Raw genomic sequence first — 23,025 nt, 5'->3', positions numbered from 1 at the left:
GGTCTGAAAGCCGTCTGCTGCGTCTGTAACAACAAGAAACATCAAGCCGCTCAAGAAACAGAGCGGCCCGCTGACCCAAGGAGCCCCACCGCACGTGTTTTACCCTGTCCGCCTCACCCCGCTGTTCATTGCAATTGCCGCAACGATTGCCCCCGCTGTCCACGCCGATGAGCGTGCCCAACAGGGCTTCGTCGCAGGCTCGAGCCTCAACCTCAACGCCCGCAACTACTACATGAATCGCAACCGCTTGCAGAAGGCGGACGACAATATCGAGTGGGGTCAGGGTTTTCTCGGCGTATTCCAGTCTGGCTACACCGAAGGCACGGTCGGCTTCGGCGTCGATGCCCATGCCATGCTCGGCTTGAAACTCGATGGCGGAGGCGGGACCGACGGTTCGAGCATCCTGCCGGTCAGCGATGGCAACGGCAAAGCGCCGGGCTCGTTCTCCACCGCAGGCGGGACTTTGAAGATGCGCGCCTTCGATACCGAGTTGAAGGCCGGTGATCTGTTCCTCTCCAACCCGGTCATCGCCGGCGGCGACACGCGGATGCTGCCGCAGACCTTTCGTGGCATCAGCCTGAGTAACCACAGCTTCGACGGCTGGCTGATCGAAGGTGGCCAGGCCAGTTTCACCAAACCGTATAACCAGAGTGGTCATACCCGCATCGGGACGTCATACGGCACCCTCGCCGACGGCGACGAAAGCCAGCACCTGAACTGGGCCGGTGTGGCCTGGAGCGGCGTTGAGGGCCTGACCAGCAGCCTTTACGCGTCCGAGCTCAAGGACATCTGGAACCAGTACTACTACGACCTCGACTACACCTGGCAACTGAACGATCTGGTCAGCCTCAACCCGGGCGTGCACTTCTATCACACGCAAGACACCGGCGATGCGCTGCTCGGCGATATCGACAACAACACCTGGAGCACGCATCTCACCGTCGGCATCGGCAACCACAGCGTCACTGCCGCCTATCAGCGGGTCAACGGCAATACGCCGTTCGACTACATCAGCCAGGGCGACAGCGTGTACCTGGACAACTCGCAGCAGTATTCGGACTTCAACGGCCCGAACGAACGTTCCTGGAAGCTCAAGTACGCCTACGACTTCACCGGTGCCGGCATGCCCGGCCTGACTTCGGCGCTGTCTTATTCACGCGGCACGGTGGATCTGACCAAAGCCGACCCGGACAGCGCAGGCTACTCCAGCTGGTACAGCGCCGATGGCCGCAACGCCAAGCATTGGGAACGCGACATCGATTTACAGTACGTCGTACAAAGCGGCCACGCCAAGGACCTCGCGGTGCGCCTGCAATGGGCGACCAACCGTGGCGGCAACGGCTACGGCGCGATTGATTCGGATACAGATGAATACCGCGTGATCATCGACTACCCGGTCAACGTCTTCTAAGATCGGCGCTGCGTTTTTCAGATCCTGTGATCTACCCTGTGGGAGCGAGCCTGCTCGCGAAAGCGGTGTGTCATTCAACACAGATGTTGACTGACAATCAGCTTTCGCGAGCAGGCTCGCTCCCACAGGTTCGTCCGGCGTCAGCCCAACTAAGCTTATGAAACCACTTCAACCGGCTCCCCATCATGATCACCAGCCGCACGCCTTCCATCACAGGCCTTACCGGTCGCCCCGAGCGCCTGCTGATCCTCGGCAGCCTGCTGACCGTGATTGCGATGGTGTGCATCGTCACCTTCCTGCTGATCCGCGAGTACGCCAGTGCGCAGGAAGTCGCCACGCGCCGCGCCACGACCATCGCGCAATTGATCGATGCCGATGTGCTGCGCACCGTCGAGCTGTACGACCTGACGCTGCAAGGGCTGATCGCCGCCGCCCAGCGTGACGACCTGCAGAACGTCTCGCCGCAGATCCGTCATCTGGCGCTGTTCGATCGCTCTGCCACCGCGCGCTTCAAGGGCGACATCCTGCTGCTCGACAAGCATGGCGAGGTGATCGCCGACTCCTCGCGCATCGAAGCGAAACCGGGCAATTTCGCCGACCGCGATTATTTTCTCGCCCACGCCTTCAACCGCGACATTGGCATGTTCATCAGCCGACCGTTCAAGACCCGTTGCGATTGTGAAGAAGCCGATCAGTGGCGCATCAGCTTCAGCCGACGCATCTCCTCGCAGACCGGTGAATTCCTCGGCGTGGCGGTGGCGTCGCTGAAACTCGACTATTTCGACGACCTGTTCAAAAGCCTCGACATCGGCACCGACAGTACGTTGAACATCATCAACAGCGATGGCGTGCTGCTTGCGCAGAAGCCGTATCTGCAGAGCGATTCGGTCGGCAAGAGTTTCGGCAACCGGCCCAACGTCGTGCGGATTCTCAACGATCGCGATGGCAGCGGCAGTTTCACCAGCACTTCGAGCATGGATGACCAGCGGCGGCTCTATACCTACTCGCGGGTCGGCAATCTGCCGTTGACCGTGATGGTCGCGCTGTCCAGCGAGGAAGTGTTCGGCACCTGGCGGCGCACGGCGATCCTGATCAGCGGCGCCACCGGCGTGTTGTGCCTGGGGCTGTTGTGGCTAACGTGGCTGCTCGCCCGGGAACTGCGTTTGCGCCATCGCGCCGAACGCGAACTGGCGCAACTGGCTGCCACCGATGACCTGACCGGAGTAGCCAACCGGCGCATGCTCGATCAGACTCTGCGCCACGAATGGTTCCGCGCCCAGCGCTCGGGCCAGCCGCTGTCGGTGATGATGATCGATGCCGACCACTTCAAGGCCTTCAATGATCGCCATGGCCATCAGGCTGGGGATCAGGTCTTGCGTGAACTGGCCAAGGTAATCACCGCGAACGTGCGACGCCCGGCGGATCTGGTCGCGCGGTATGGTGGTGAAGAGTTTTCGGTGATTCTCGCCGAGACCGACAGCGCCGGGGCGCAGCAGATCGCCCAGCAGATTCGCCAGGCTGTGGAAAACTTGCCATGGGTCGAAGGCGCTGAGCGGGCGATGACCGTGAGTATCGGCATTGCTACGTGGACATCGGCGAGCGAGATGACACTGGAGCAATTACTGTTTGCGGCGGACAAGGCGCTGTATCAAGCCAAGGAAGGCGGGCGCAATCGCGTTGTAGTGTCAGTCTGATGTTTCCAGGGTGATGGCGCCGCCGCCTTCGCGAGCAGGCTCGCTCCCACAGTTGGAATGCATTTCAAAGGTGGGAGCGAGCCTGCTCGCGAAGAAGCCTGATCAGGCACTAGAGAAACCACAGGCATAAAAAAAGGCCATCCGAGGATGGCCTTCAAAAAACTAGAGAGGTTTTTTACTTACACCGCCGCAACCGGGCGCATGTAAGAGATTGGTGCGGTGCTGGCGTCTTCGAACGTCACCACTTCCCAAGCGTCTGTCTGCTCAATCAATTTGCGCAGCAGCTGGTTGTTCAGTGCATGACCGGACTTGAAGCCTTTGAACTCACCAATCAGGCTGTTGCCCAGCAGGTACAGGTCGCCAATCGCATCGAGGATCTTGTGTTTGACGAATTCGTCTTCATAACGAAGACCGTCTTCGTTCAACACGCCATCAGCGTCGACCACGATCGCGTTTTCCACGCTGCCGCCGAGTGCGAGGTTGTGCTTGCGCAGGTACTCGATGTCACTCATGAAACCAAAGGTACGGGCGCGGCTGACTTCTTTTACGAACGAAGTGCTGGAAAAATCCACGCTTGCACTCTGGGTGCGGTCCCGGAATACCGGGTGATCGAAATCGATCTCGAAGCTCACCTTGAAACCTTCGAAAGGGACGAAAGTGGCGCGCTTGTCGCCGTCTTCCACTGTCACTTCACGCAGGATGCGGATGAATTTCTTGGCGGCGTCCTGTTCTTCCAGGCCTGCCGATTGAATCAGGAATACGAAGGGTCCAGCGCTGCCATCCATGATCGGGACTTCGGACGCGGAGAGCTCGACGTAGGCGTTATCGATGCCCAGGCCAGCCATGGCCGAGAGCAAGTGCTCTACCGTGTCCACTTTGACGTCGCCATTGATCAGCGTCGTCGACATAGTGGTTTCACCGACGTTTTCCGCGCGGGCAGGAATCTGCACCACAGGGTCGAGGTCAGCGCGACAAAACACAATGCCAGTGTCGACAGGCGCAGGCTTGAGGGTCAGATAGACCTTCTCACCGGAGTGCAGGCCTACACCTGTGGCACGGATAATATTTTTCAGTGTGCGTTGTTTAATCATGGCTTGGGCCGCTTCAGCGCAAATTGCGAACTGGTATCAACAAAGGCTGGCGATGATAGCAGACCATGCCTTTGCTGAACACCAATCACCTTCATAGCCCTGATACATTCCATCAATCGGCCTGACGACGCAGGAATGCCGGAATGTCCAGGTAATCCAGGTCATCCTGCGGATTCATCTTCGCGGCAGCCGCAGCACCGGCCTGAGCCTGGTTGCGCATGACGGTCGGACGGTCCAGATCACGGTAGTTCACCGCTGGCTGCTCCTGACGGGCCGGAGCCGGTTGCTGCACCTGCGCCGAAGCCATCGAGGTGTGAACGGTGTTGTCGATAACCTTTACAGGCTTCTCGATTTTCGCGCCCAGACCGGTGGCAACCACAGTCACGTGCAGCTCGTCGCGCATGTCCGGATCGATAACGGTACCGACCTTGACCATCGCGTGCTCGGAAGCGAAGGCTTCGATGATCGAACCCACGTCGGAGTACTCACCCAGGGACAGGTCAGGACCGGCGGTGATGTTCACCAGAATGCCGCGCGCGCCTTGCAGGTTGACGTCTTCCAGCAGCGGGTTGCGGATTGCCGCTTCGGTAGCTTCACGTGCACGGTTCGGACCGCTGGCGCAGCCAGTGCCCATCATCGCCATGCCCATTTCGCTCATCACGGTGCGTACGTCGGCGAAGTCGACGTTGATCATGCCCGGACGCTTGATGATGTCGGAGATACCGCGAACGGCACCGGCCAGTACATCGTCAGCCTTGGCGAAAGCCGACAAGAGGCTTGCGTCTTTGCCGAGGATGGTCAGCAGTTTTTCGTTCGGAATGGTGATCAGCGAGTCGACGCTTTCCGAAAGCATGCGAATGCCTTCGTCGGCGATCTGCATACGCTTGCGGCCTTCGAACGGGAACGGACGAGTCACGACCGCAACGGTCAGAATGCCCATTTCCTTGGCCACTTCAGCGATGATCGGCGCTGCACCGGTACCGGTACCGCCGCCCATGCCGGTGGTGATGAACACCATGTTGGTGCCGGCCAGCACTTCAGCGATGCGCTCGCGGTCTTCCAGAGCGGCTTGACGGCCGACCTCAGGATTGGCGCCGGCGCCCAGGCCTTTGGTCACGCCGGTGCCCAGTTGCAGGATGGTCCGCGCGCCGATGTTTTTCAGCGCTTGAGCATCGGTGTTGGCGCAGATGAACTCAACGCCTTCGATGTTGCTCTTGACCATGTGATTGACAGCGTTGCCGCCGCCACCGCCGACACCGATAACTTTGATTACCGGGCTTGCGGGGATGTTGTCTACGAGTTCGAACATTTTCCCTCTCCTTACATTCTCTAGTTTTTTCGCCTACTGCTGTTTGTAGCGGTGTATCTACTGCAGTTGCTTGCCGCTTGAAGCTTGTCGCTCCAGGCTGCTTTTTTAAAAATTGCCCTGAACCCACTTTTTCAGTCGGTCCAGCAGCGGCGCCTGAGGCTCTTCGCTGCTGTAGCTGTCGCGGCTGCCGATGCCGGAGAACGAAACTCCGTCGGACTGCTTCTGCAGCCCGTACATCAACAAGCCGACGCCAGTGGAGTAAATCGGGTTGCGCACCACGTCATCCAGACCTTTCACGCCATGCGGCACACCGAGGCGCACCGGCATGTGGAAGATCTCTTCGGCCAGTTCAGTGGCGCCTTCCATTTTCGACGTACCACCGGTGAGCACGATGCCCGCCGGGATCAGGTCTTCGTAGCCGCTGCGACGCAGCTCGGCCTGGATCAGGGTGAACAGTTCGTCGTAACGCGGCTCGACCACTTCGGCCAGGGCCTGACGCGACAGTTCGCGCGGTGGACGGTCGCCAACGCTCGGCACCTTGATGGTTTCGCCGGCACCGGCCAGTTTGGCCAGGGCGCAGGCGTAACGGATCTTGATCTCTTCGGCGTACTGGGTCGGGGTACGCAACGCCATGGCGATGTCGTTGGTCACCTGATCACCGGCAATCGGGATCACCGCGGTGTGACGGATCGCGCCTTCGGTGAAGATCGCGATGTCGGTGGTGCCGCCGCCGATGTCGACCAGGCACACGCCCAGTTCTTTTTCGTCGTCGGTCAGCACCGAGTAGGCCGAGGCCAGTTGCTCGAGGATGATGTCGTCGATTTCCAGACCGCAGCGACGCACGCATTTTTCAATGTTCTGAGCAGCGTTGACGGCGCAGGTGACCACGTGAACCTTGGCTTCCAGACGCACGCCGGACATGCCCAGCGGCTCGCGCACGCCTTCCTGGTTATCGATCACGTAATCCTGCGGCAGGGTGTGCAGCACGCGCTGGTCAGCCGGGATCGCCACGGCCTGGGCGGCGTCGAGTACACGCTCAAGGTCCGCCGAGCTGACTTCGCGATCACGGATCGCGACGATGCCGTGGGAGTTCAGGCTGCGGATGTGATTGCCGGCCACGCCGACGAACGCCGAGTGAATGCGGCAGCCGGCCATCAGTTGGGCTTCTTCGATCGCGCGCTGGATCGACTGCACGGTGGATTCGATGTTGACCACCACGCCCTTCTTCAGGCCGCGGGACGGATGCGTGCCGATCCCGACGATTTCCAGCTGGCCGTCGTCCGCGACCTCGCCTACCAGCGCCACCACTTTGGAGGTGCCGATATCCAGACCGACGATCATTTTGCCGCTTTGCACGTTTGCCATGGGTCCTGCCTCTTCTTAATTCTTTGCGACAGCGGGTTGGGCTGTCGTCGGCGCTACGGGTTCCCGCCAGCCAACAGCGAGGCCGTTGGCGTAGCGCAGATCGATGCGCGCAATGTTCGTAATCTGCTCTTTCAGCGTCTTGTCATAGATGGCGATGAAGCGGCGCATCTTTTCCACCAGGTTGCCGCGTCCCAGCAGCAACTCGATGCCGGGGCCGGAACTGCCGGCACCGGTGGTCAGGAACCAGCTGCCGCGTTCACGCAATTCCAGGCGTGCAATCGAAAAACCCAGCGGCCGCAACATCTGGCTCAGCACCTGATACTGCTGCATCACCTGCTGCTGAGCCCGTTGTGGGCCGAACAGCTGCGGCAGGTGTTCGTAGTTCGCCAGCTCTCTGGGGGTAAATGCCTGACCCTGATTGTTCAGCAGCGACTCGTCGCCCCATCGGGCCACCGGCAATTGCTCTTCGAGGCGGATCACCACTTGATCCGGCCACACCCGGCGCACTTCGGCATGAGCGATCCATGGCATCTGTTCCAGCTCTTTGCGCATGCCGGCGAGGTCGATGGTGAAGAAGCTCGACGCCACGAACGGCGCGATTCGCTGCTGCACCGCCTGCTGGCTGATGTAACTCAGGTCGCCCTGCACCGCGACCTTGCTGATCGGCCGGTCGGCGTACGGCAGCAGACGCTGCGCGCCTTCGTAGGTGCCAAAGCCCAGCGCCACCAGCAGCACTGGCCAGAACAGGCTTTTCAGAAAGCTGAAATTGGCTTTCGGCAGGCGCGCGGACATCGGCTCTTTCGCCACCATTCGGCTGGCACCCCGCGGCACCGGCTTGCGGCCGGGTGCGGGTGGCTGATGTCTGAGATGAGCGCCTTGCATGGTCTTAACCTCGCGCCTCTGTTGCGCCTGCGTCTTCAACGCTGGCGGCCAGAATGGCCAGAACCAGTTGCTGGAAATCCAGACCGGCAGCCCGCGCCGCCATCGGCACCAGGCTGTGATCGGTCATGCCCGGTGCGGTATTGACTTCGAGGAACCAGAACTGCCCGTCGGCGTCCTGCATCACGTCCGCCCGGCCCCAACCGGCGATACCCAGCGCCTCACAGGCCTTGGCCGTGAGTTCCATGAGTTCCTGTTCCTTGGCCGCGTCAAGCCCGCACGGAATGCGGTACTGGGTATCGTTGGCGATGTACTTGGCGTCGTAGTCGTAGAACGTGTGCGGTGTACCCAGGGCGATAGGAGGCAACACCTGGTCACGCAGGGTGGCGATGGTGAACTCCGGACCTTGAATCCATTGCTCGACCAACACTTGCGAATCGTAGGTACTGGCCGCTTTCCATGCGTCGATCAACTCGGACGCAGAATTCACTTTGGCCATCCCGATACTTGAACCTTCATGCGCCGGTTTGACGATCAAAGGCAGGCCCAGTTCCGTCGCTGCGGAAATACAATCGGCTTCGCTGCACAGTACGGCGTGACGCGGCGTCGGAATCCCGAGACTGTGCCAGACCTGCTTGGTGCGCAGCTTGTCCATCGCCAGTGCCGAGGCGAGGATGCCGCTGCCGGTGTAAGGGATGCCGGCGCACTCGAGCAGGCCCTGCATGCTGCCGTCTTCACCGCCGCGACCGTGGAGAATGATGAACGCGCGGTCGATCTTTTCGCTGAGCAGACGCTGCAGGAAGTCTTCGCCCACATCGATGCCGAACGCGTCGACGCCAGCGCTTTGCAGCGCCTCGAGCACGGCGTTGCCGGATTTCAGCGAAACCTCACGCTCGGCACTCAGGCCGCCGAAGAGCACGGCGACGCGGCCGAAGTCTTTCGGCGCGATGGTGGAGAACAGCTTGGCGTAGGCAGCAGTCATTTCAACTTCCCCTCGACCGGCGCCGCCACGGCGCCGGCGAACAATTCACTTTTCAACAGCTTCGGCGCGAGACCACCGATATCACCAGCGCCCTGGCACAGCAGAATGTCTCCGGCGCGCAGCAGCGGCTTGACCAGCGGTGCCAAGTCAACGCCACGCTCGATGTAGATCGGGTCGAGCTGACCGCGCTGACGGATGCTGTTGCACAGCTTGCGGCTGTCGGCGCCCGGGATCGGCTCTTCGCCGGCCGGATAGACTTCCATCAGCAGCAGCACGTTGGCGTCGGCCAGTACATTGACGAAGTCGTCGTACAGATCACGGGTGCGGCTGTAGCGATGCGGCTGGTAGACCATCACCAGACGACGCTCCGGCCAGCCACCGCGCACGGCTTTGATCACCGCAGCGACTTCGGTCGGGTGGTGACCGTAGTCGTCGACCAGCATCACGTTGCCGCCATCTACCGGCAGTTCGCCGTAGACCTGGAAGCGTCGGCCAACACCCTGGAAGCCCGACAGGCCCTGAACGATGGCTTCATCGCTGACGCCTTCGTCGGTGGCGATGCAGATGGTCGCCAGCGAGTTGAGCACGTTGTGGTTGCCGGGCATGTTCACCGACACGTCCAGCGGCTCGCGATCCGGGCGCAGCACGGTAAAGAAGGTCTGCATGCCCTGCTGGCGCACATTGATTGCGCGTACGTCGGCGTCTTCGCTGAAGCCGTAGGTCACGGTCGGACGTTTCACCAGCGGCAGGATTTCGCGCACCACCGGATCGTCCAGGCACATCACCGCCAAACCGTAGAACGGCAGGTTGTGCAGAAATTCGACGAAGGTTTTCTTCAGTTTGTTGAAGTCACCGTCGTAGGTCGCCATGTGGTCGGCGTCGATGTTGGTGACCACGGCCACCAGCGGCTGCAGATGCAGGAAGCTCGCATCGCTTTCGTCGGCTTCGGCGATCAGGTAACGGCTGGTGCCGAGCTGGGCATTGGTGCCCGCCGCATTCAGGCGACCACCAATCACGAATGTCGGGTCCAGACCACCGGCCGCGAACACCGAAGCGATCAGGCTGGTGGTGGTGGTTTTGCCATGGGTACCGGCGACGGCGATGCCGTGGCGATAGCGCATCAGCTCGGCGAGCATTTCTGCGCGCGGCACCACTGGAATGCGGCGCTCAAGGGCAGTCGCCACTTCCGGGTTGGACGTGTTCACTGCGCTCGACACCACCAGCACGTCGGCGGTAGCGGCGTTCTCGGCACGGTGACCGATGAAGATCTGCGCGCCAAACGATTCTAGGCGCTCGGTGACCGGCGACGCTTTCAAGTCGGAACCGGAGACTTGATAGCCCAGGTTCAACAACACTTCAGCGATGCCGCACATGCCCACGCCGCCGATGCCGACGAAGTGGATGCGACGGATGCGGCGCATTTCCGGTTGTGGCATGGCTTTCTGATTCTCAACCATGGGCCACCTCCAGACAGGTATCGACCACGCTACGGGTGGCATCGGGTTTGGCCAGTCGGCGGGCCGCTTGGGCCATTGCTTCGAGTCGTTGCGGTTGCATCAAGACCTCTGTCAGGCGCGCGGCAAGATCCGCGGCACCAGTCGTTCTTTGCGGCATCAGGAAGGCAGCGCCTTCGCGGGCCAAATAATCGGCGTTGCGGGTCTGGTGATCGTCGATCGCGTGGGGCAAAGGCACCAGCATCGAGGGCAGACCGGCGGCCGCCAGCTCACTGATGGTCAACGCGCCAGCGCGGCACACCACCAGGTCAGCCCAGCCATAGGCCTGGGCCATGTCTTTGATGAACGGCTGCACCTGCGCTTCCACACCCACGGCGCGGTAACGCTCGGCAGTCACTTCATCGTGATTTTTGCCGGCCTGATGAAACACTTCCGGGCGCAGGTCGGCAGCGACTTGAGCCAGGGCTTCAGGCAGCAATTTGTTCAACGGTTCTGCGCCCAGGCTGCCGCCAAGGATCAGCAAACGCGCTTTGCGCCCGGCCAGTGCCGGTCGCGATGTGTCGAGGAACAGCTCGCTGCGCACCGGATTTCCGGTGGTACGGCGGCTTTCCGATAGAGTAAAGGTGTCGGGGAACGCTTCACACACTCGGGCGGCGAACGGCACCAGCAACCGATTGGCGGTGCCGGCGACAGCGTTCTGCTCGTGAACGATCACTGGCACGCCAGCCAGTTTCGCAGCAAGGCCACCAGGGCCGGTCACATAACCGCCGAAGCCAACCACGCACACCGGCTTCAGACGGCGCATGATCGCCCGCGCCTGCCACACCGATTTCAGCAGCATCAGCGGCGCCTTGAGCAGCGACAGCTTGCCCTTGCCGCGCAGACCGCTGGCATTGATCCGGTGCAGTTCAAGCCCAGCCGCCGGGACCAGTTCGTTTTCGATCCCGCGTGGCGTGCCGAGCCAGTGCACGGTGTAGCCGCGCGCCTGAAACTCGCGGGCACAGGCCAGCGCCGGGAACACGTGGCCGCCGGTACCGCCGGCCATGATCAATACGTTAGCGCCCATGAGTCGGCTCCTCGGCGAAGTCGCTCTCCTGGAATTCCATCTCTTCGCTGCCCAGGTGGGTTCGACTCTCCCACTCGATGCGCAGCAACAGGCCCAGACAGGCGCAGCAGATCACCAGCGAGCTGCCGCCGTAACTGAGGAACGGCAAGGTCAGACCCTTGGTTGGCAGCAGGCCGACGTTCACACCGATGTTGATCAGGAACTGACCAATCCACAGGAACGACAAGCCGTAAGCCACGTAAGCGGCAAAGAACTGCTTGGCCTTCTCCGCCCACAGGCCGATGTACATGCCGCGAATACACACGAACACGAACAGCGCGACGGTGCACAGCGAACCGACCGCACCGAGTTCTTCGGCGAGTACCGAGAACACGAAGTCGGTATGCGCTTCCGGCAGGTAGAACTGCTTCTGCACGCTGTTGCCCAAGCCGACGCCCAGCCACTCGCCGCGACCAAACGCGATCAAGGCCTGCGACAACTGATAACCGGCGCCGAACTGGTCGGCCCACGGGTCGGCGAAGTTGGTCAGACGCGCCATTCGATAGGGCTGCATCTGGATCAACAGAACCACCGCGCCAACCGCCAGCACCACCATCAGCGAGAAACGGAACAGCCCGACCCCGCCAAGAAACAGCATCGCTGCCGCCGCGCCCATCATGACTACGGTGGCACCGAAGTCCGGTTCCATCAGCAACAGACCGGCCATCGGCAGCAGGACGATGAACGGCTTGAAGAAGCCCATCCAGCTCTCGCGTACTTCTTTCTGCCGGCGCACCAGATAACCGGCGAGGTAGATCACCACGAACACCTTGGCGATTTCCGACGGCTGCACGTTGAAGAAGCTGAAACCGATCCAGCGCATCGAACCGTTCACTTCGCGGCCGATGCCGGGGATGATCACCATCACCAGCAGGCCGAACGCACCGATCAGCATCATCCAGCCGAGGCGCTGCCAGGTGGCGATCGGGATCATCATGGTGACGATGCACGCGCCCAGGCCCAGCACCACATAGATAAGGTGGCGAATCATGTAATACAGCGGACTGCCCGACTGCGCCGCCGCCACTTCGGTGGACGCCGAGGCGATCATGATCAGCCCCAGACCCAGCAGCGCCAGGCAACCGGCGAGCATCGGGAAATCGAGGTCGATGCCACGCCCGGTGATCAGCGGCGACGGGTACGGCTTGATGATGTTTCTCAGGTTCATGCCAGTTCCTCCACAGCGCGGACGAACTGGTGACCACGGTCTTCGTAATTCTTGAACATGTCGAAACTGGCGCAGGCCGGCGACAGCAGCACCACATCGCCCGACTGGGCAGCGGCGCGGCACTGCGCGACGGCGTCGACCAGCGAGGTCGAGCGGATCAGCGGCACGGCATCACCGATGGCTGCGCCGATCTTGTCGGAGTCGCGGCCCATCAGGATCACGGCGCGGCAGTTGGCCGCGACCGGATCGCGCAAATCATTGAATTCGGCGCCTTTGCCGTCACCGCCGGCGATCAGAATGACCTTGCCGTCGATGTCTGCGCCCAAACCTTCGATGGCGGCCAGAGCGGCGCCAACGTTGGTGGCTTTGGAATCGTTGTAATAGGCCACGCCGTCGAGATCGCGCACCCACTGGCAGCGATGCTCGAGGCCGGCAAACGTACGCAATGCAGAGAGCATGGCGTCGAACGGCAGGCCCACCGCGTGACCCAGTGCCAATGCGGCGAGGGCGTTGGACTGGTTGTGCGCGCCGCGAATCTTCAGCTCACGCACCGGCATCAAGTTCTGGAATTCGAAGGCCAGATACTTCTCGCCGTCTTCTTCGCGAATGCCGAACGCTTTGAAATCCGGTTTGCTCAGGCCAAAGGTCCAGCATGGCTGGCCTTCGCCGATCAATGGACGGCTCAGGGCGTCCTGACGGTTGACCACAAACTGCTTCGCGCCCCGGAAGATCCGGTGCTTGGCCAGGTGATAGGCCGGCAGACCGCTGTAGCGATCCATGTGGTCTTCGCTGATGTTCAGTACGGTGGCGACTTCGGCGTTGAGCTGGTCGGTGGTTTCCAGCTGGAAACTCGACAACTCCATGACGTACAGCTCGACGTCATCGCTGAGCAGATCCAGCGCCGGGGTGCCGAGGTTGCCGCCAACGGCGACGCGCTTGCCGGCAGCAGCCGCCATCTCGCCGACCAGAGTAGTGACGGTGCTTTTCGCGTTGGAACCGGTGATCGCGACGATCGGCGCCCGCGCATTACGCGCGAAGAGTTCGATGTCGCCGGACATTTTCACGCCACGGGCAGCGGCGGCTTGCAGGGCCGGGGTCGCCAGCGCCAGGCCGGGGCTCACGTAGAGCTCGTCGGCACGGCAGAGGAATTCGACGTCCAGCTCGCCACAACGCACTTCCACGTGCGGATAGTCACGCTTGAGCGTGGCCAGTTCCGGTGGATTTTCCCGCGTGTCGGCCACAGCAAACGACGTGCCCCGGTTCGCCAGGAAGCGAACCAGGGACATGCCGCTCTTGCCGAGGCCGACAACGATGCGGAAGTGGTCAGAAGCGATCAGAGACACTCGTTCTACCTCAGCTTCAGGGTGGCAAGGCCGACCAGGACGAGAATCACGGTGATGATCCAGAAACGGACGATCACGCGCGGCTCGGGCCAGCCCTTGAGTTCAAAGTGGTGGTGAATCGGCGCCATGCGGAACACACGGCGACCGGTCAGCTTAAAGGAGGCAACCTGAATGACCACTGACAGGGTTTCCATCACGAACACGCCGCCCATGATGAACAGGACGATTTCCTGACGGACGATCACCGCGATGGTGCCCAGTGCCGCGCCAAGTGCCAGGGCACCGACGTCGCCCATGAATACTTGCGCTGGATAGGTGTTGAACCAGAGGAAACCGAGGCCGGCACCGATCAGCGCACCGCAGAACACGATCAATTCGCCCGCGCCCGGCACGTAAGGAATCAGCAGGTACTCGGCGAATTTCACGTTACCCGACAGATAGCAGAAAATCCCCAGGCCGCCGCCGACCATCACGGTTGGCATGATCGCCAGGCCGTCGAGGCCGTCAGTCAGGTTGACCGCGTTGCTCGAACCGACAATCACGAAGTAGGTCAGCACGATGAAACCGGCGCCCAGCGGAATGCTGTAGTCCTTGAGCATCGGCAGGATCAGCGTGGTTTCCACCGGCGTCGCGGCAGTCATATAAAGGAAGATCGCTGCGCCGAGGCCGAACACCGACTGCCAGAAATACTTCCAGCGGCTCGGCAGGCCACGGGAGTTTTTCTCGATGACTTTGCGGTAATCGTCGACCCAGCCGATGGCGCCGAACAGCAGGGTCACCAGCAGCACTACCCAGACGTAGCGGTTGCTCAGGTCAGCCCAGAGCAGAGTGCTGACGCCGATCGACGACAGAATCAGCGCGCCACCCATGGTCGGCGTACCGGATTTGGACAGGTGCGATTGCGGGCCGTCGTTACGTACCGATTGGCCAATCTGACGGTTCTGCAGAGTACGGATCATCCACGGGCCATAGCACAGCGACAAGACCAGCGCGGTCAGCACACCGAGAATCCCGCGCAGGGTCAGGTACTGGAAGACCGCGAAGCCTTTGTAGAACTGTTGCAGATACTCCGCTAGCAGCAGCAGCATTAATGTTTCTCCAGACTGGACCCGCACAGAGCCGCAACGATGTTTTCCATCGCTGCGCTGCGCGAACCCTTGATCAAAATGGTGGTGTTTGTGTCCTGCTCGGCGGCGAGGGCCTGGATCAGCTCGGCCTGGGTGCCGAAGTGCTGCGCCTGCTCACCGAAAGCGTTTACGGCGTGGACCATGTTCGGCCCGACCGCGTAAAGCGCGGAAACCTTGCCTCGGGCGTACTCGCCCACGTCGCGGTGCCCCTGCTCCGCCCAGTCGCCCAACTCGCCGATATCGCCGAGCACCAGGACGGTGCGGCCGGAAAAGCCGGCGAGTATATCAACGGCCGCGCACATCGAGGTGGGGTTTGCGTTGTAGGTGTCATCGATCACGCGCATGCCGTTTTTCGCCAGTTGCGCGACGGTGCGCCCCTTGACCGGTTGCACCGCGCCGAGGCCGGTGGCGATGCCGAACAGCGAAACACCCAAGGCGTGGGCAGCAGCGGCGGCAGCCAGGGCATTGGCGACGTTATGAGTACCGAGCAGGTTCAGTTGCACGCGCTCGCTACCTTCTGGCGTGTGCAGGTTGAACGCCGGGCAACCACGGGCATCAGTGGCCAGATCGCTGGCGTGGAAATTCGCCTCGCTGTTGCTGAGAGCGAAGGTCAGCACCTGACGACCGGCAGCGCGGGTCTTCCAGATAGCGAAAGCCTTGTCATCGAGGTTGAGCACGGCGATGCCATCGGCGGCCAGGCCTTCGATGATTTCACCTTTGGCTTCGACGATTTTTTCCGGACCGCCGAACTCACCGACGTGAGCGGTGCCGGCGTTGTTCAGGATCGCCACATGCGGCTTGGTCAGGCCGACGGTGTAGGCGATTTCACCGAGACGCGAAGCGCCCAGTTCGATCACGGCGGAGGTGTGTTCCGGCGCCAGTTCGATCAGGGTCAGCGGGACGCCGAGGTCGTTGTTCAGGTTGCCACGGGTCGCCAGCACCGGACCGCGGGTGCGCAGGATGCTCGCGAGCATTTCCTTGACCGTGGTCTTGCCACTGGAACCGGTCACCGCCGCTACTGGCTGGGTGAACGCAGCACGGTTCAACGCGCCGAGTTGGCCGAGGGCCTGACGGGTGTCCTTGACCAGCAATTGCGGCAACGCGCTGTCGGCGACTTCGCGCTCGACCAGTGCCGCCACGGCGCCTTTGCCGGCAACGTCGTTCAGATAATCATGACCGTCGAAACGCGGACCGGTCAGGGCGATGAACAGCTGGCCGGGCTGGATCGCACGGCTGTCGATGCTCACGCCGTCGAAACTCGCGTCGGCGCCGATCAAACGGGCCTCGAGCGCGTTGGTCAATTCGCTGAGTGTCAGGGCCTTAAGCATGGGCCACCTCCCACGCGGTCAGGGCGTGATCAGCCTCGACCAGATCGGAAAACGCATGGCGCACGCCGTTGATTTCCTGATAGTCCTCGTGACCTTTGCCGGCGAGCACAATCACGTCATCAGCGGTTGCGCCAGCAATCAATTGCGCAATGGCCTGGCCGCGACCGGCGACGAAGGTGACTTTATCCACAGCGGTAAAACCGGCACGGATGTCGTCGAAAATCACCGCAGGATCTTCGGTGCGCGGGTTGTCATCGGTGACCAGCACCTGGTCGGCCAGACGTTCGACCACTTCGGCCATCAACGGACGTTTGCCACGATCGCGATCCCCGCCGCAGCCGAACAGGCACAGCAGTTGGCCTTTGACGTGCGGGCGCAGTGCGGTGAGAACTTTTTCCAGCGCATCCGGGGTATGGGCGTAATCGACCACCACCAGCGGCTGCGTGCCGCCACCCAGACGCTGCATGCGCCCGGCCGGGCCTTCGAGCTTGGGCAGCACTTTGAGAATTTCGTCGAGGGCGTAATCCAGGCCAAGCAAGGCGCCGACTGCGGCCAGCACGTTGCTCAGGTTGAAACGGCCGAGCAATGTGCTGCGCAGGTGATGCTCGCCCTGCGGCGTGACCAGCGTGGCGCGTACGCCGTGGTCGTCGAACTGCGCTTCGCGGCAGAACAGGTAGGCACTGCTGTCGAGCAGGCTGTAGGTGATCAAACGCGACTCGCGCTTTTCCGCCGCCAGTTGCCGGCCGAAATCGTCGTCGAGGTTGACCACGCGGCATTTCAGGTCATTCCAGGCGAACAGCCGGGCCTTGGCCTCGGCATACGCCTGCATGGTGCCGTGGTAATCCAGATGATCACGGGACAGGTTGGTCATCACCGCCACATCGAACGCCAGCGCGGTGACCCGGCCCTGATCCAGACCGTGGGACGACACTTCCATGGCCACGGCTTTCGCGCCGGCCTTTTTCAGATCACCCAGGGTCGCTTGCACCGCAATCGGATTCGGCGTGGTGTGCAGGCCGCTTTCCAGCGCGCCGTAGAAACCGGAACCCAGCGTACCGACGATGCCGCAATGCTGGCCGAGCAGATCCAGCGCCTGCGCGACCAGTTGGGTCACGCTGGTCTTGCCATTGGTGCCAGTGACGCCGATCAGGTTCAGGTGGTGGCTCGGCTCACCGTAAAAACGCCCGGCGATGTCCGACAGCTGCGCCGCCAGACCCTTGACGGGAATCAGCGGCACGTCAGTGATCGGCAGCACGGTGGCGCCTTCGACTTCATAAGCCACGGCAGCCGCGCCGCGTTGCAAGGCATCGGCGATGTGCGCACGGCCATCGAAGCGGCCACCGGGCACGGCGAGAAACAGATCGCCGGCACGCACATTGCGGCTGTCCAGCGCCAATTCACGGATCAATAGATCGTGGCCGGCGTGGGGGAATATCTTGTTCAGACTTAATGACATCAGCCGCGCCCTCCATTGGCTTTCAGCGGAACGACCGGGGTAGCGTTGGCCTGTTGCGTAGTCGGCAGGTTGTCCGGGGTCACGTTCATCAGGCGCAGGGTGCCGGACATCACACGGCTGAACACCGGCGCAGACACCAGACCACCGAAGTAACCGGCCTTGGTCGGTTCATCGATCACCACAACGATGGCATAACGCGGATCGCTCATCGGACCGAAGCCGGCGAACAGCGAGCGGTAGGAATTTTCTGCGTAGCCCTTGGTGCCGACCGAGGTCTTGCGCGCGGTACCCGACTTGCCGCCAACGTGGTAGGCCGGCACTTGCGCACGGAACACGCCGCGCGGCGCCTCGATCACTTGCTGCAACATGCCCTGCATGGTTTTCGCCACGGCTTCCGGCAGCACTTGGGTGGTCTGCGGCATCTTGTCGGTTTTGATCAGCGTCAGTGGCGCGAGACGACCGTTGTTGGCCAGCGCCGAGAACGCGTGCACCAACTGGATAGCGGTCACGGAAATACCGTAGCCGTAAGACAAGGTTGCAGTTTCAGCCTTGCGCCATTCGCGGTAGTTCGGCAGATTGCCGACACGTTCGCCGGGGAAGCCCAGGCCGGTGTCCTGACCAAGGCCGACTTTCTGCGCGAGACGGAAAATGGTTTCGCCGCCGATATCGAAGGCGACTTTACTCATGCCGACGTTACTGGAATTGATCAGGATGCCGGTCAGATCGAGCACCGGCCCTTCGGTCTTCGACACGTCTTTGATGGTGTACTTGCCGATCTGCAACGAGCCCGGATACACCTCGACGGTGTCGCTCGGTTTCCAGCGGCCGGTTTCGATCGCCGCGCTCATGGAAATGGCTTTCATGGTCGAACCCGGCTCGAACACGTCGATCATGGCGCGGTTGCGCATCATCGCCGGTTGCAGGTTGCGACGGTTGTTCGGGTTGTAGGTCGGCTGGTTGACCATGGCCAGGATCTCACCGGTCTTCACATCCATGATCACCAGACTGCCGGCCTTGGCACCGTTCTCGATGATCGCGTTGCGCAGTTCGCGGTTGGCCAGGTATTGCAGACGCAGATCAATCGACAACGCCAAGGGCTTGCCGGCCTTGGCGTTTTTGGTGACCTGAACATCCTTGATCAGCCGGCCACGGCGATCCTTGATGACTTGTCGTTTGCCCGGCACCCCGGCCAGCCATTCGTCATAGGCGAGCTCGACGCCTTCGCGACCGTGATCGTCGATGTCGGTAAAGCCGACCATGTGCGCGGTGACTTCACCGGCCGGATAGAAACGACGAAATTCTTCGATGCCATAGACGCCCGGCACTTTCAGATCGAGCACAGCCTGGCCCTGCTCGGGAGTCAACCCGCGCACCAGATAAATGAATTCTTTGTTGGCCTGGGCTTCGAGGCGTTCGCTCAGGGCTTTCGGGTTCTGGCCCAACGCGGCGGCAAGTGCCGGCCACTTCTCTTTGGCCGACTGCATTTCCTTGGCGTTGGCCCACAGCGTGGTCACCGGCGTACTGACCGCCAGAGGCTCGCCGTTACGGTCGGTGATCAGGCCACGGTGCGCCGGAATCGGAATGTGCCGCAGGCTGCGCGCGTCGCCCTGGCCTTTGAGGAAGTCACGGTCGACCACTTGCAGGTCGATGATGCGCCAGCAGATCGCCGCGACCATCAGACCGAGCAGCGCCACCATGAGGCGGAAGCGCCATGGGAACAGTGCGCCTTCGAGTTTCATCATGGCGCCACCATCTTCACGTCAGCCGCGCCAGGGATGTGCATTTTCAGTTGTTCAGTGGCCAGCACTTCGATGCGACTGTGCGCGGTCCAGGTGCTCTGCTCGAGAATCAGCCGCCCCCACTCGGCCTGCGCCTTGTCGCGCACGCTGAGTTCGTTATAAAGGGTGTTGAGCAACTGCCGGTTCCAGTGCGCGCTGTACGACACGGCAATGGCCGAAAACAGCACGCCGATAAACAGCAGCAGCATCAGAAAGCTGCCGCCGGGCAGTGGTTTGGCGAAAAGCTTGCTCACCGCAACTTCTCCGCGACACGCATGACGGCGCTACGGGAACGTGGGTTGGCTTTGAGTTCGGCGTCGGAGGCCGTCTGCGCTTTGCCGTGGATTTTGATTTTCGGTTCGAAGGCGACGTGGCGAACCGGCAGGTTGCGCGGCAGGTTGTCGGCCTCGCCTTTCACCAGCTTGCGCATGAACAGTTTGACGATGCGGTCTTCCAGCGAGTGGAAGCTGATGACCACCAGACGGCCGCCAACTTCCAGCGCTTCCAGCGCGGCGTCGAGGCCGGCTTCCAGATCGCCGAGTTCGTTATTGACGTGAATGCGCAAACCCTGGAATGCGCGGGTGGCCGGGTTCTTGCCCTTTTCCCACGCCGGGTTGGCGACTTTCAGCACTTCGGCCAGATCGGCGGTGCGCTCGAACGGCTTGATGTCACGGCGCTCGGCAACGGCACGGGCCATACGCCCGGAGAAACGTTCTTCGCCGTATTCCTTGAACACCCGGGCGATTTCTTCCACCGGCGCGGTGTTGACGAATTCGGCAGCGCTGATGCCACGGGACGGGTCCATGCGCATGTCCAGCGGCCCGTCATTGAGGAAACTGAAGCCGCGCTCGGCGTCATCGAGCTGCGGCGACGACACGCCGAGGTCGAGCAGAATGCCGCTGACCTTGCCGGTCAGGCCTTGCTCGGCAACCACCGAACCGAGCTCGGCAAAGCTACGCTGCACAACGACAAAGCGGCCGTCTTCGGCCGCTAGCGTTTGCCCGGTGGCAATCGCTTGAGGATCCTTGTCGAATCCGATGAGTCGACCGTCCGGCCCGAGCTGGCTGAGGATCAACCGACTGTGCCCGCCGCGCCCGAACGTGCCATCCAGATAGCAGCCATCAGGACGTACGGCGAGAGCCTCGACGGCTTCGTCAAGCAGTACGGTGATGTGGTTAAAGCCGCTATCAATAGTCACAGGATCAAATCACGCAGTTCATCAGGCATCGCGCCCGGTTGTTGAATAGCAGCAAGGTCAGCGGCAGATACCGCGTTCCATGCATCCTCGTCCCACAATTGGAACTTGTTCAGTTGGCCGACCAGCATCGCGCGCTTATCGAGCTTGGCGTATTCGCGCAAACGCGGCGGAACCAGGAAACGACCACTGCCATCGAGTTCGAGGTCGACGGCATTACCAATCAATAAACGTTGCAGGCGACGGTTCTCTTCGCGAAGCGAAGGGAGTGCGCGCAACTTGGTTTCAATAATTTCCCACTCATCGAGCGGATAGACACACAGGCATGGATCAACGGCATCAATGGTCACGATCAATTGGCCGGAACTGCGCGAATCGAGCTCGTCACGGTACCGGCTCGGCATGGCGAGACGGCCCTTTGCATCGAGACTGATAGCGTTAGCTCCGCGAAACACGTCAGCGTTTCTCCAATTTTTATCGTTTTGAGCTCAAAAAACCCACTTCATGCCACTTTCCGCCACTTGCGCACACTATAGGAATGCGCCCACCACACCGTCAAGGCGCGGATTAAAGGAAAAGCCTTACAGAACGGAGATTTAGCGACGTAAAAGGAGGCGCAACGAGAATCTGACGTGAAGTTTCGACCAATAACTTGATGCAGCACTGAAAGCTGCGCTCGAAAGTTAAAGTAGTTTGTTAAGAGTAAGATTTTTTCGGTATTACAAAGGCGCTTCGGCTGTTGATTGAAGCAGGGTGGGAAAAGGCTATTACCGCGTTTGCCGCTGCCGGAGTTTCAGACCAGGCCGGCTGATATTACACAGCCGCGTCTTCTTTGTTTCAAGCAGGGAAAGAAAAAGGTGGAGAGTCGATCTGTAAGCCGGGTTCTGTCTTGAACAGTCATTCGTCTACGATGGCCATCACTGGACATCTTTAGCAACCTACCCGGTCCCAGCGCGGGCCACGCCTTGGGACCCTATTTGGTCTTGCTCCAAGTGGGGTTTACCTAGCCACGAACTGTTGCCAGACGTGCGGTGCGCTCTTACCGCACCTTTTCACCCTTACCGGCGCTTGCGCGCTTAGGCGGTTATTTTCTGTGGCACTTTCCGTAGGCTCACGCCTCCCAGGCATTACCTGGCACTTCGCCCTATGGAGCCCGGACTTTCCTCCCCCCTCTAATTTTCATAGAGGGCAGCGACTGTCCGATCGACTCTCCGCCGCGAAGGTTAACGGCAGAGCGCCGGAAGAACAAGCGCTAAAACCCTCAAGAACGCCATGGGCGACGGCTTACACGCCTTTCTGTTTATCCAGCGCCACCTGATACAGCACGTTTTTGCGCTCGCCAGTGATTTGCGCTGCCAGTGCGGCAGCGCGCTTGAGCGGCATTTCCTCCAGAAGCAGATCGAGGATGCGCATGGCTTCGCTGCTGACCGCGTCCTCCGACTCCGGCGCCGTCCAGCCGGCCACCAGCACTACGCATTCGCCGCGCTGCTGATTGGTGTCGGACTCGACGAACGCACGCAGTTCGCTGAGCGGCAGGCCTTTGAGGGTTTCGAAGGTTTTGGTGATTTCCCGCGCCAGCAGAGCCTGACGCTCGCCCCCAAACACTGCTTCCATATCCTGCAGGCATTCGAGAATGCGATGCGGCGCTTCATAGAAAATCAATGTGCGCGGCTCTTCTTTAACCGCTTCCAGACGCGCCTTGCGTCCGACCGACTTGGCCGGCAGAAAGCCTTCGAAGATAAAACGGTCGGACGGCAATCCCGCCGCCGACAGCGCCGCGATCAACGCGCAGGCACCCGGCACCGGCACCACGTTGATGCCGGCCGCACGGGCCTGACGCACCAGGTGATAACCCGGATCGGAAATCAGCGGCGTGCCGGCATCGGAGATCAGCGCGACGTTGTCGCCCGCCAGCAACCGGGTAATAAAGCGGCTACCCTCATCCCGTTCGTTGTGTTCATGACAGGCGGCCAGCGGCGTGCCGATGCCGAAGTGCTGCATCAGGCGCGCCGAATGCCGGGTATCTTCCGCTGCAATCAGGGCCACTTCACGAAGGATCTTCAAGGCCCGGGCGCTGATGTCGTCCAGGTTGCCGATGGGCGTCGCCACCACATAAAGCGAGCCAGCAGCGGAATTCAAAGGACCTGGAGCAGTCAAAGCGCACACCTCGTGATCGGTAAAAGCGGCCATTGTAGCGCGTCATGAGGCTTGCGATGCGCTCCGGCCGAGTGCGGTTTTTCGCGCGGTTGTGCGCTGCCGCAACATTTACTCCAGCTAAATTGACCGATTCACGCCAGTAACATCGCGCCCCGGCCAGTGCTTGGGTACAATTCCACGCTA

The 23,025-nt window shown here is 61.3% G+C and carries 19 protein-coding genes and 1 other RNA gene; 2 read left to right on the top strand and 18 right to left on the bottom strand.

The features are described from left to right. Positions 1–94 precede the first annotated feature (94 nt). Both J5M66_RS19470 and J5M66_RS19465 read left to right on the top strand, forming a co-directional pair. Positions 95–1,411, top strand: a complete 1,317-nt coding sequence (locus J5M66_RS19470; RefSeq protein ID WP_206421591.1) for an OprD family porin — start codon at positions 95–97, stop codon at positions 1,409–1,411. Between the two features lie 185 nt (positions 1,412–1,596). After that, positions 1,597–3,105, top strand: coding sequence for a sensor domain-containing diguanylate cyclase (locus J5M66_RS19465; RefSeq protein WP_016773284.1), 1,509 nt, complete (start codon positions 1,597–1,599; stop codon positions 3,103–3,105). Between the two features lie 179 nt (positions 3,106–3,284). On the opposite strand, the gene lpxC is transcribed toward J5M66_RS19465, so the two are convergent. The 18 genes from lpxC to rsmI all read right to left on the bottom strand — a co-directional run bounded on the left by lpxC (position 3,285) and on the right by rsmI (position 22,875). Continuing rightward, the gene (gene lpxC, locus J5M66_RS19460; protein WP_007916984.1) at positions 3,285–4,196 is read right to left on the bottom strand and encodes a UDP-3-O-acyl-N-acetylglucosamine deacetylase; all 912 of its coding nucleotides are present in this window, start codon (positions 4,194–4,196) and stop codon (positions 3,285–3,287) included. Positions 4,197–4,308: 112 nt separating this feature from the next. Beyond that, positions 4,309–5,505, bottom strand: a complete 1,197-nt coding sequence (gene ftsZ / locus J5M66_RS19455; protein WP_016773283.1) for a cell division protein FtsZ — start codon at positions 5,503–5,505, stop codon at positions 4,309–4,311. 105 nt (positions 5,506–5,610) lie between these two features. Further along, positions 5,611–6,870, bottom strand: a complete 1,260-nt coding sequence (gene ftsA, locus J5M66_RS19450; RefSeq protein ID WP_016773282.1) for a cell division protein FtsA — start codon at positions 6,868–6,870, stop codon at positions 5,611–5,613. A 15-nt stretch (positions 6,871–6,885) separates the two neighbouring features. Then, a complete protein-coding gene (locus tag J5M66_RS19445; protein WP_207809327.1) occupies positions 6,886–7,752 on the bottom strand; it encodes a cell division protein FtsQ/DivIB in 867 nt (288 codons plus the stop codon). 4 nt (positions 7,753–7,756) lie between these two features. Continuing rightward, on the bottom strand, positions 7,757–8,731 hold the full coding sequence (locus tag J5M66_RS19440) for a D-alanine--D-alanine ligase (protein WP_016773280.1): 975 nt from the start codon (positions 8,729–8,731) through the stop codon (positions 7,757–7,759). Further along, positions 8,728–10,188 (bottom strand): UDP-N-acetylmuramate--L-alanine ligase, encoded by a 1,461-nt coding sequence (gene murC, locus J5M66_RS19435; RefSeq protein ID WP_039761387.1) that lies wholly within the window; start codon positions 10,186–10,188, stop codon positions 8,728–8,730. The genes J5M66_RS19440 and murC overlap by 4 nt, the downstream gene beginning before the upstream one ends. Continuing rightward, positions 10,181–11,251, bottom strand: coding sequence for an undecaprenyldiphospho-muramoylpentapeptide beta-N-acetylglucosaminyltransferase (gene murG / locus J5M66_RS19430; RefSeq protein ID WP_207809329.1), 1,071 nt, complete (start codon positions 11,249–11,251; stop codon positions 10,181–10,183). The genes murC and murG overlap by 8 nt, the downstream gene beginning before the upstream one ends. Beyond that, complete coding sequence (gene ftsW, locus J5M66_RS19425) at positions 11,241–12,452, bottom strand: putative lipid II flippase FtsW (RefSeq protein WP_172667897.1); 1,212 nt, start codon at positions 12,450–12,452, stop codon at positions 11,241–11,243. The genes murG and ftsW overlap by 11 nt, the downstream gene beginning before the upstream one ends. A gap of 2 nt (positions 12,453–12,454) precedes the next feature. Beyond that, positions 12,455–13,801 (bottom strand): UDP-N-acetylmuramoyl-L-alanine--D-glutamate ligase, encoded by a 1,347-nt coding sequence (murD, locus tag J5M66_RS19420; protein ID WP_123444183.1) that lies wholly within the window; start codon positions 13,799–13,801, stop codon positions 12,455–12,457. Between the two features lie 5 nt (positions 13,802–13,806). After that, entirely contained in the window at positions 13,807–14,889 is a 1,083-nt protein-coding gene (mraY, locus tag J5M66_RS19415; protein WP_016773275.1) for a phospho-N-acetylmuramoyl-pentapeptide-transferase, read from the bottom strand. Next, on the bottom strand, positions 14,889–16,256 hold the full coding sequence (gene murF, locus J5M66_RS19410) for a UDP-N-acetylmuramoyl-tripeptide--D-alanyl-D-alanine ligase (protein WP_110603062.1): 1,368 nt from the start codon (positions 16,254–16,256) through the stop codon (positions 14,889–14,891). The genes mraY and murF overlap by 1 nt, the downstream gene beginning before the upstream one ends. Then, positions 16,249–17,712, bottom strand: coding sequence for a UDP-N-acetylmuramoyl-L-alanyl-D-glutamate--2,6-diaminopimelate ligase (locus J5M66_RS19405; protein WP_016773271.1), 1,464 nt, complete (start codon positions 17,710–17,712; stop codon positions 16,249–16,251). Before J5M66_RS19405 ends, murF begins: the two co-directional genes overlap by 8 nt. Next, the gene (locus tag J5M66_RS19400; RefSeq protein WP_174823877.1) at positions 17,712–19,451 is read right to left on the bottom strand and encodes a penicillin-binding protein 2; all 1,740 of its coding nucleotides are present in this window, start codon (positions 19,449–19,451) and stop codon (positions 17,712–17,714) included. Before J5M66_RS19400 ends, J5M66_RS19405 begins: the two co-directional genes overlap by 1 nt. Then, positions 19,451–19,744, bottom strand: coding sequence for a cell division protein FtsL (gene ftsL, locus J5M66_RS19395; RefSeq protein WP_016773269.1), 294 nt, complete (start codon positions 19,742–19,744; stop codon positions 19,451–19,453). The genes J5M66_RS19400 and ftsL overlap by 1 nt, the downstream gene beginning before the upstream one ends. Beyond that, positions 19,741–20,682: a 16S rRNA (cytosine(1402)-N(4))-methyltransferase RsmH gene (rsmH, locus tag J5M66_RS19390; protein WP_110603100.1), complete on the bottom strand. Its 942-nt coding sequence runs from the start codon at positions 20,680–20,682 to the stop codon at positions 19,741–19,743. The genes ftsL and rsmH overlap by 4 nt, the downstream gene beginning before the upstream one ends. A gap of 2 nt (positions 20,683–20,684) precedes the next feature. Next, positions 20,685–21,140, bottom strand: coding sequence for a division/cell wall cluster transcriptional repressor MraZ (gene mraZ / locus J5M66_RS19385; RefSeq protein WP_007917012.1), 456 nt, complete (start codon positions 21,138–21,140; stop codon positions 20,685–20,687). A 402-nt stretch (positions 21,141–21,542) separates the two neighbouring features. Continuing rightward, positions 21,543–21,896: RNase P RNA component class A (gene rnpB / locus J5M66_RS19380), an RNA gene on the bottom strand. Positions 21,897–21,969: 73 nt separating this feature from the next. Then, positions 21,970–22,875: a 16S rRNA (cytidine(1402)-2'-O)-methyltransferase gene (rsmI, locus tag J5M66_RS19375; RefSeq protein ID WP_207809331.1), complete on the bottom strand. Its 906-nt coding sequence runs from the start codon at positions 22,873–22,875 to the stop codon at positions 21,970–21,972. Between the last annotated feature and the right edge of the window lie 150 nt (positions 22,876–23,025).

The sequence above is a fragment of the Pseudomonas sp. 67(2021) genome (assembly GCF_017491835.1).
Lineage (GTDB): Bacteria > Pseudomonadota > Gammaproteobacteria > Pseudomonadales > Pseudomonadaceae > Aquipseudomonas > Aquipseudomonas atacamensis.
The sequence above is the reverse complement of the archived record's forward strand: the minus strand, read 5'-3'. Positions and strand labels throughout refer to the sequence as shown.

Excerpts from the sequence above, each read along its gene's own strand:
- murG (WP_207809329.1), bottom strand. The coding sequence starts at position 11,251 with ATGGGCGCTAACGTATTGATCATGGCCGGCGGTACCGGCGGCCACGTG.
- murC (WP_039761387.1), bottom strand. The coding sequence starts at position 10,188 with ATGGTTGAGAATCAGAAAGCCATGCCACAACCGGAAATGCGCCGCATC.
- murF (WP_110603062.1), bottom strand. The coding sequence starts at position 16,256 with ATGCTTAAGGCCCTGACACTCAGCGAATTGACCAACGCGCTCGAGGCC.
- J5M66_RS19400 (WP_174823877.1), bottom strand. The coding sequence starts at position 19,451 with ATGAAACTCGAAGGCGCACTGTTCCCATGGCGCTTCCGCCTCATGGTG.
- J5M66_RS19445 (WP_207809327.1), bottom strand. The coding sequence starts at position 7,752 with ATGCAAGGCGCTCATCTCAGACATCAGCCACCCGCACCCGGCCGCAAG.
- J5M66_RS19440 (WP_016773280.1), bottom strand. The coding sequence starts at position 8,731 with ATGACTGCTGCCTACGCCAAGCTGTTCTCCACCATCGCGCCGAAAGAC.
- J5M66_RS19465 (WP_016773284.1), top strand. The coding sequence starts at position 1,597 with ATGATCACCAGCCGCACGCCTTCCATCACAGGCCTTACCGGTCGCCCC.
- ftsA (WP_016773282.1), bottom strand. The coding sequence starts at position 6,870 with ATGGCAAACGTGCAAAGCGGCAAAATGATCGTCGGTCTGGATATCGGC.
- mraY (WP_016773275.1), bottom strand. The coding sequence starts at position 14,889 with ATGCTGCTGCTGCTAGCGGAGTATCTGCAACAGTTCTACAAAGGCTTC.
- J5M66_RS19405 (WP_016773271.1), bottom strand. The coding sequence starts at position 17,712 with ATGTCATTAAGTCTGAACAAGATATTCCCCCACGCCGGCCACGATCTA.
- rsmI (WP_207809331.1), bottom strand. The coding sequence starts at position 22,875 with ATGGCCGCTTTTACCGATCACGAGGTGTGCGCTTTGACTGCTCCAGGT.
- ftsZ (WP_016773283.1), bottom strand. The coding sequence starts at position 5,505 with ATGTTCGAACTCGTAGACAACATCCCCGCAAGCCCGGTAATCAAAGTT.
- lpxC (WP_007916984.1), bottom strand. The coding sequence starts at position 4,196 with ATGATTAAACAACGCACACTGAAAAATATTATCCGTGCCACAGGTGTA.